The 6453-nt window shown below is 74.9% G+C and carries 5 protein-coding genes; 4 read left to right on the top strand and 1 reads right to left on the bottom strand.

From position 1 onward, the window contains the following. Window positions 1-437: 437 nt before the first annotated feature. From ACZ6ZR_RS34145 to ACZ6ZR_RS34135, 3 genes are all read left to right on the top strand, one after another. Complete coding sequence (locus tag ACZ6ZR_RS34145; RefSeq protein ID WP_465649138.1) at window positions 438-1760, top strand: NAD(P)/FAD-dependent oxidoreductase; 1323 nt, start codon at window positions 438-440, stop codon at window positions 1758-1760. 225 nt (window positions 1761-1985) lie between these two features. After that, window positions 1986-3209 carry a cation:proton antiporter gene (locus tag ACZ6ZR_RS34140; protein WP_465649136.1) on the top strand — a complete coding sequence of 408 codons (1224 nt, stop codon included), beginning with the start codon at window positions 1986-1988 and terminating at the stop codon, window positions 3207-3209. 74 nt (window positions 3210-3283) lie between these two features. Further along, window positions 3284-3454, top strand: a complete 171-nt coding sequence (locus ACZ6ZR_RS34135; RefSeq protein ID WP_465649134.1) for a hypothetical protein — start codon at window positions 3284-3286, stop codon at window positions 3452-3454. 229 nt (window positions 3455-3683) lie between these two features. Here ACZ6ZR_RS34135 and ACZ6ZR_RS34130 read toward each other — a convergent pair whose 3' ends face one another. Then, a complete protein-coding gene (locus ACZ6ZR_RS34130) occupies window positions 3684-5366 on the bottom strand; it encodes a regulator (RefSeq protein WP_465649132.1) in 1683 nt (560 codons plus the stop codon). Between the two features lie 297 nt (window positions 5367-5663). Here ACZ6ZR_RS34130 and ACZ6ZR_RS34125 point away from each other — a divergent pair, with 297 nt between their 5' ends. Continuing rightward, window positions 5664-6425, top strand: a complete 762-nt coding sequence (locus tag ACZ6ZR_RS34125) for a 3-hydroxybutyrate dehydrogenase (protein ID WP_465649130.1) — start codon at window positions 5664-5666, stop codon at window positions 6423-6425. Window positions 6426-6453 lie beyond the last annotated feature (28 nt).

Genomic DNA, 6453 nt, shown 5'->3' with positions numbered 1-6453 from the left:
GTTCCAGCACTGCCCACTGGGCGTCCGTCAGATCTCCCCGAGCCATGGATCAAGATCATCGCATGACCTTGATCCACTTCTGAAACAGGCCCTAGTACCCCGTGCGGGGCCGGTCGCTTGCGGTGGGAGGGACTCCGGTCGTGGTGGTTCCGGGTGTGCGGGCAGGTCACGGGACGGTGGTCGCAGGGGGCGCACCGCAGCACTGGTGCAGCGCATCGCGCGCCCCCGGTGACGGAACGCGCCCATGAACCCGTCCGATGCGCCCTTCCGGCGCACGCTCCGTGACCGTGCCCCGCCCTCTGTCCCCACTCCCCCGGATTCGAACCCAAGTCGCAGCCTGATCCGTCGACTGACGGGGCATCACCTTCCCGGACCGTGTCCCGGCACCCTGCGGCCTGCCCGGCCGCAGCCCCGGGACCAGGGGAGGGAGCACACCCGTGCCCGCACACGACTTCAACCGCCGCACCCGCCGCCGGACCGACCCGGACGTGATCGTGGTCGGCGCCGGACTCGCCGGACTGGCCACCGCCCGTTCGCTGACCGGCCAGGGCCTCACCGTCCAGGTCCTGGAGGCCACCGAACGGCTCGGCGGCCGGCTGGCCGCAGACACCTTGGACGGCTTCCGGCTCGACCACGGCGGCCAACTGCTCAACACCGACTTCCCGGAGCCCGGGCGGCGGCTCGACCTGGACCGGCTGGAGCTGCGACCGCTCGCGCCCGGCGTCCTGGTGCACAGCGCCGGCCGCCGGCACCGGTTCGGGGACCCGCAGGGCGCCGCCAGGACGGCGAGCGTGCGCGGCCCGTTCGGCAGTCCGCTGGACCGGGCCCGGCTCTCCTCCGCCCTCGGCCGGCTCGCCGCCACCCCGGCCTCCCGGCTGCTGGCCCGCCCGGAGACCACCGCCGCCCGCGCCCTGGCCGACCGGGGCCACTCCCCGCGCACCGTGGACGGCCTGCTGCGGCCCCTGCTCGGCGCGCTGCTGAGCGATCCGGAGCTCGGCACCAGCAGCCGGGTCGCCGATCTGGTGCTGCGCTCCTACGCGCGCGGCCGTCTCTGTCTTCCGGCGGCCGGGCTGGCCGCCGTCCCCGAACAGCTCGCCGAGGGCCTGCCGGCCGGCACCGTCCGGCTCGGCGTCCGGGTCACCTCGGTCTCCGCCGACGGCGTCGAGACCGCCGCCCACGGCCGGATCGCCGCCCGCGCGGTGGTGCTCGCCACCGACGCCCGCTCGGCCTCGGAGCTCCTCCCGGGGCTGCGGCTGCCCGGCTTCCACCCCGTCACCACCTACTACCACGCGGCCGACCGCTCGCCGCTGGGCGAGCCCGTCCTGCTGCTCGACGGGGACCGGCCGGGCGGACGGGCGGTGCTCTCGCACTCATTGGTGCTCAGCGACGTCTCCGAGGCGTACGCCCCGGCGGGGCGGGCCCTGATCGCCACCACCGTGCTCGGCGGCCGGCACTTCGACCACGGCGGGGCGAGCGGGTACGAGCCGGTGCTGCGGCGACGCCTCGCCGAGCTGTACGGGGCGGAGGCCTCGGGGTGGGAGTTCCTGACGGTGCGGCACCTCCCGGACGCGGTACCGGCGATGCCGCCGCCGCACAACCTCCGACGGCCGGTCCGGGTCGTCGCGGGGCTCTACGTCTGCGGCGACCACCGCGACACCAGCACCGTCCAGGGCGCCCTGGTCTCCGCCCGCCGCGCCGCCCACGCCGTCCTGCGCGACCTCGGCCTCCCGGTCACGGCCCGCGCGGCGGAGGCCGCCTGACGGCTGCGCAGGCGTACCTGGCTGCGCCACCAGGGGCGCGGGCGCGCGGGGGAACGGCAGCACCTGCAACTGGCTGACGGTGCGCGAGTTGCGGGTGAGCCGCCTTCCGACCCGCGCCCCGCGGCGGAGCCGCAAATCGGCAGAGCCTCGCGCCCCCGGCCTCACCCGATTTCGCCAGGCCCCGTGCCAGGATGACGATATGACTCAGAGTCGGGCATATCGCCCATGACGGCCGAGGACGCCGATGCCGTCGCGCTGGTGCTGATCCCGGCCTGTGCCGTCGCCGCTCCGCTGCTGGCGGACCGGGTACAACGCTGGCTGGCCGTCCCGACCGTGGTGTTCGAGATCGTGCTCGGGGTGCTGATCGGGCCCGACGTGCTCAACTGGGCCGAGGTCGGCGACCTGGTGGACGCGCTGTCGCAGTTCGGCCTGGCGATGCTGATGTTCCTGGCCGGGTACGAGATCGACTTCGGCAAGCTGCGCGGCGGCCCGCTCAAACGCGCGGTCGCCGCGTGGCTGGTCACCGTCGCGCTGGCGCTCGGCTTCGGCGCCCTGGTGAACCGGGATCCCCTGGACGGCGCCTTCGCCGGCCTCGCGCTCACCACCACCGCGCTCGGCACCATCCTGCCGATCCTGCGCGACTCGGGTGCGCTGCCGACGTCGTTCGGGTCGATGACGATGGCCACCGGGGCGGTCGGCGAGTTCGGCCCGATCGTGGCCATCGCGGTGCTGCTGAGCGGCAACACGCCCGCGAGGTCTGCGGTGATCCTGGCCGCCTTCGCGCTGATCACCGTCGCGGCCCTGGCCTACGCGCGGCGCCCGCGCCCGGCCTGGGCGGCCCGGCTGATCCGCCGGACGCTCCGCACCTCCGGCCAGTTCGCGATCCGTCTGGTGATCCTGGTGCTGGCCGTCATGGTGGGAACGGCGATCTGGCTGAGCCTGGACATGCTGCTGGGCGCGTTCACCGCCGGGATCATCTCCAAGCTGCTGCTGTCCGAGGTGCCGGAGGCCGAGGAGGAGGTGATCGAGGCCAAGCTGGAGAGCATCGGCTTCGGCTTCCTGGTGCCGGTGTTCTTCGTGGTGAGCGGGATGAACTTCGACCTCGCCGCCCTGCTGGACGACCCCGGCACGCTGCTGCTGGTCCCGGTCTTCCTGCTGCTCCTGCTGGTGCTGCGCGGGGTGCCGGCCGCCCTGCTCGCCCCTCCCGAACTGCACCGGCGGGAGCGGGCGGCGCTCGGCCTGTTCGGCGCCACCGCGCTGCCGCTGGTCGTGGTGATCACCACCATCGAGGTGCAGGACGGGCACCTGCCCTCCTCCACCGCGGCGGCGCTGGTGGGGGCCGGGATGCTCTCGGTCCTGCTCTTCCCGCTGCTCGCCCAGCGGCTGCGGGGGCAGGGCACCCCGCCCCCGCCGGCCCTGGGTCCACGGGTGCGGGCCGAGAGCTGGTGAGGTGCGCGGCCGGAGCTGACAGAGTGCCACTGGCTACCGGGCGGCGCCCCGGCGCACGGCCCTACCGTCGGTACATGGCATCCGACGGCACGGCGATCCTCGCCACCCACAGCACCGAGGCGGTGCCGCCCGCCGTCGCGCACGCCCCCGCTCCGCCCGCGTACCCGATACCCGTGGTCCCGCTCTGGCACGCGGCACCGGACCGGCTCCTCCGCGACACCGGCCGCCCGCGCGACCAGGCCTGACGCCCAGCGCCACCACAGCGCCCCGTCCCGACCGCATGGCAGCACCGCACCGGCTCCTCTGCACCGGCCCGTCCGCACGGGTGCTCCACCCCTTCCCCGGCCCCACCGACCACGGCGAGACCGCCAGGACTCCCCCACACCGGTCAGGCTCGCCCTTCCCATCCCGCAGGCCCCGACCCTCCCCCCCGGTCGGGGCCTGCGGCGTGCGGCACCCGGCCCTGACGCCCGGTCAGATCACCCCCGCCTGGCGGGCGGCCTCGTCGAAGGCGCGGGCGGCCTGGCCGGCGCGGTACGGGGTGAGGCGGCGGTGGAAGTCGCGGAGGTACTCCACGGTGCGGGCGGAGCGCATCTCGCCGGCCGCGCGGAGGGCCTCGGTGGCCAGGCCGCAGGCCTCGTCCACCTCGCCGAGTCCTAGGCGGGAGCTCGCCAGCACCAGGCGGCAGAGGATGCGGCTGCGGGCGAAGGCCGGGGTGCGCAGCCGCAGGGACTTCTCGGCGTGCTGGGCGGCGGGGCGCCACTGCTGGAGGTCGCGGTAGCAGTGGGCGAACTCGTCGGCCAGCTGGGCCTCGTCGAAGTAGCGGGCCCAGGAGGGGAGTTCGTCACTGGGGCGGGCGATGCCGAGGGCCCGTTCGCAGCGCACCAGGGCGGTGGTGCAGGCCCGGACGTCGCCGAGCAGGGCGTGGCCGCGGGCCTCGGCGGCGTGCATCAGGGCCTGCACGGTGGGCGCGGCGGCGGTGCCGACGCCCTGCTGGGCGACCCGGGCCAGCTGGATCGCCTCCCGGCCGTGGCCGAGGTGGACGGCCTGCTGGCTCATGGTGGTGAGCACGTAGCCGCCGAGCACGCGGTCCCCCGCGGCCTGGGAGAGCCGTAGCGCCTGGACGAAGTAGCGCTGGGCCAGACCGTGGGCGGCGATGTCGAAGGAGGTCCAGCCGGCCAGTCTGGTCAGGTCGGCGACGGCGCCGAACAGGGCCCGGCCGATCTGCTCGCCGTACCGGCCGCGCAGCATCGGCTCGGCCTCGCTCTCCAGGTAGCGCACCAGGGCCTGCCGGGCGTGGCCGCCGCCGTAGGCGTGGTCCAGGGCGCGGAAGAGGTCCCCGACGGCGCGGATGGCGGCGATGTCGCCCCGGCCGACCCGGAGCGGCGGGCGCTGCTCGCGGGCCTCCTGGTCGCTGATCGGCGGCAGCCCGCCGCGACTCTGGGCGGGCACCCGTCCGGGTACCCGGGGGACGGCACCGCCGCGTGCGGGCGGCACCGTACCGCGCGCGGCGGCCGGAGCGGGGCGGGCCGCTGACGGTGCGTCGGGCAGGCCGGGCACCGAACCGTCGCGGGCCACCCGCTCGTCGGTGCGGCCGATCAGCCAGTCCCGGCTGGGCACCACCAGGCCGGCCGGGGTGAAGGCGATCCGGCGCAGCTCGGACTGGAGGCCGGTGTCCTTGCGCCACATGGAGGCGACGATGTCCACCGCCTCCTGCGGCGACTCGGCGAACTCCAGCCCGGCGTAGACCGGGGCGCAGGCGTCCAGGCCGATGTCCTGGGCGGTGAGCCGTCGGCCCAGGCGGCGGGTGAAGACCTCGGCGATCAGCGCGGGGGTGGCGCCGCGGGGCTGCTGGCCGCGCAGCCACCGGGTGACCGAGGTCTTGTCGTAGCGGAGGTCGAGGCCGTGCTCCAGGCCGAGTTGGTCGACCCGCCGGGCCAGCCCGGCGTGCGAGAAGCCGGCCTCCTCGATCAGTGCGGCGAGGCGTGGGTTCTGGGTCCGGTCCCCTGAGGCGGTGTCAGCGGCGCGGGCCCGGTCCCCGGGCAGCGCCTCGTCCCCGGCGGCCCGCTCGTGCGGATCGTCGAGGTGCGGGTCGTGCGGATCGTGCGGGTCCAGCTGTCCGTACGCCGGGCTGTCGGTCGCAGGCCGTTGGGGCATATCTGTCACACCTCTCGAGCGCCCCACCAGCCCCCACCTGTCTGGAGGTGCGCCCCCTGTCGGGAATCGGCGCGAATGTAGCGAGCATTTCGCCGCTATGGGTGGATCTGGGCGGGCAATCCTCCGAACGGGTGATGCAATGGCGCCCGTTGTAGGGAAGGTGCGGCGGTCGGCGTTTGGCTTGGACCGAGCCTGTCGCCGTATGGACCACCTGGTTTCGACCACCACGCCACCGCGCCACCCTGTGTGGCTCCGGCACATAGGAGCGAGGGCCGCCACTTCCTACCGTTCTCGGCCATGGACACCATTTCAGCCCGGCCGCTGGACGGCCGTACGGCACTGGTCACCGGCGCCGCCTCGGGCATCGGCCGGGCCTGCGCCGAGGTCTTCGCGGCGGCCGGCGCCCGGGTCTACGTCGTCGACCTGGCCGCCGCCGCGGCCGAGGAGCTCGCCGCGCGGATCGGCGGCGTCCCGGTGGTCGCCGACCTCGGCGACCCGGCGGCGGTGGACGCGCTGCCGGACGACGCCGACATCGTCGTCAACAACGCGGGCCTCCAGCACGTCGCGCCGGTGCACGAGTTCCCGCCGGACCGCTTCGCGCTGATCCAGCGGGTGATGGTGGAGGCGCCGTTCCGGATCCTGCGCCGCACCCTGCCGCACATGTACGAGCGGGAGTGGGGACGGGTCGTCAACATCTCCTCGGTGCACGGCCTGCGGGCCAGCCCCTTCAAGTCCGCCTACGTGACGGCCAAGCACGGCCTGGAGGGCCTGAGCAAGACCGTCGCCCTGGAGGGCGCCCCGTACGGCGTCACCAGCAACTGCATCAACCCCGCCTACGTCCGCACCGCCCTGGTGGAGAAGCAGATCGCCGCCCAGGCGCTGGCCCACGGCATCCACGAGGACGAGGTGGTGGAGCAGATCATGCTCGAACGCACCGCGGTCAAGCGCCTGATCGAGCCCGACGAGGTGGCCCAGCTCGCCCTCTGGCTCTGCTCCCCGACCGCCTCCTACATCACCGGGGCCTCCCTCCCGGTGGACGGCGGCTGGACCGCACACTGATCCCCCGTCAGCCCCGCACTCCCCCCAG

Source organism: Kitasatospora sp. NPDC088742 (assembly GCF_055584905.1).
Note: the sequence above shows the minus strand (reverse complement) of the source record. Positions and strands in the feature narration are given on the sequence as shown.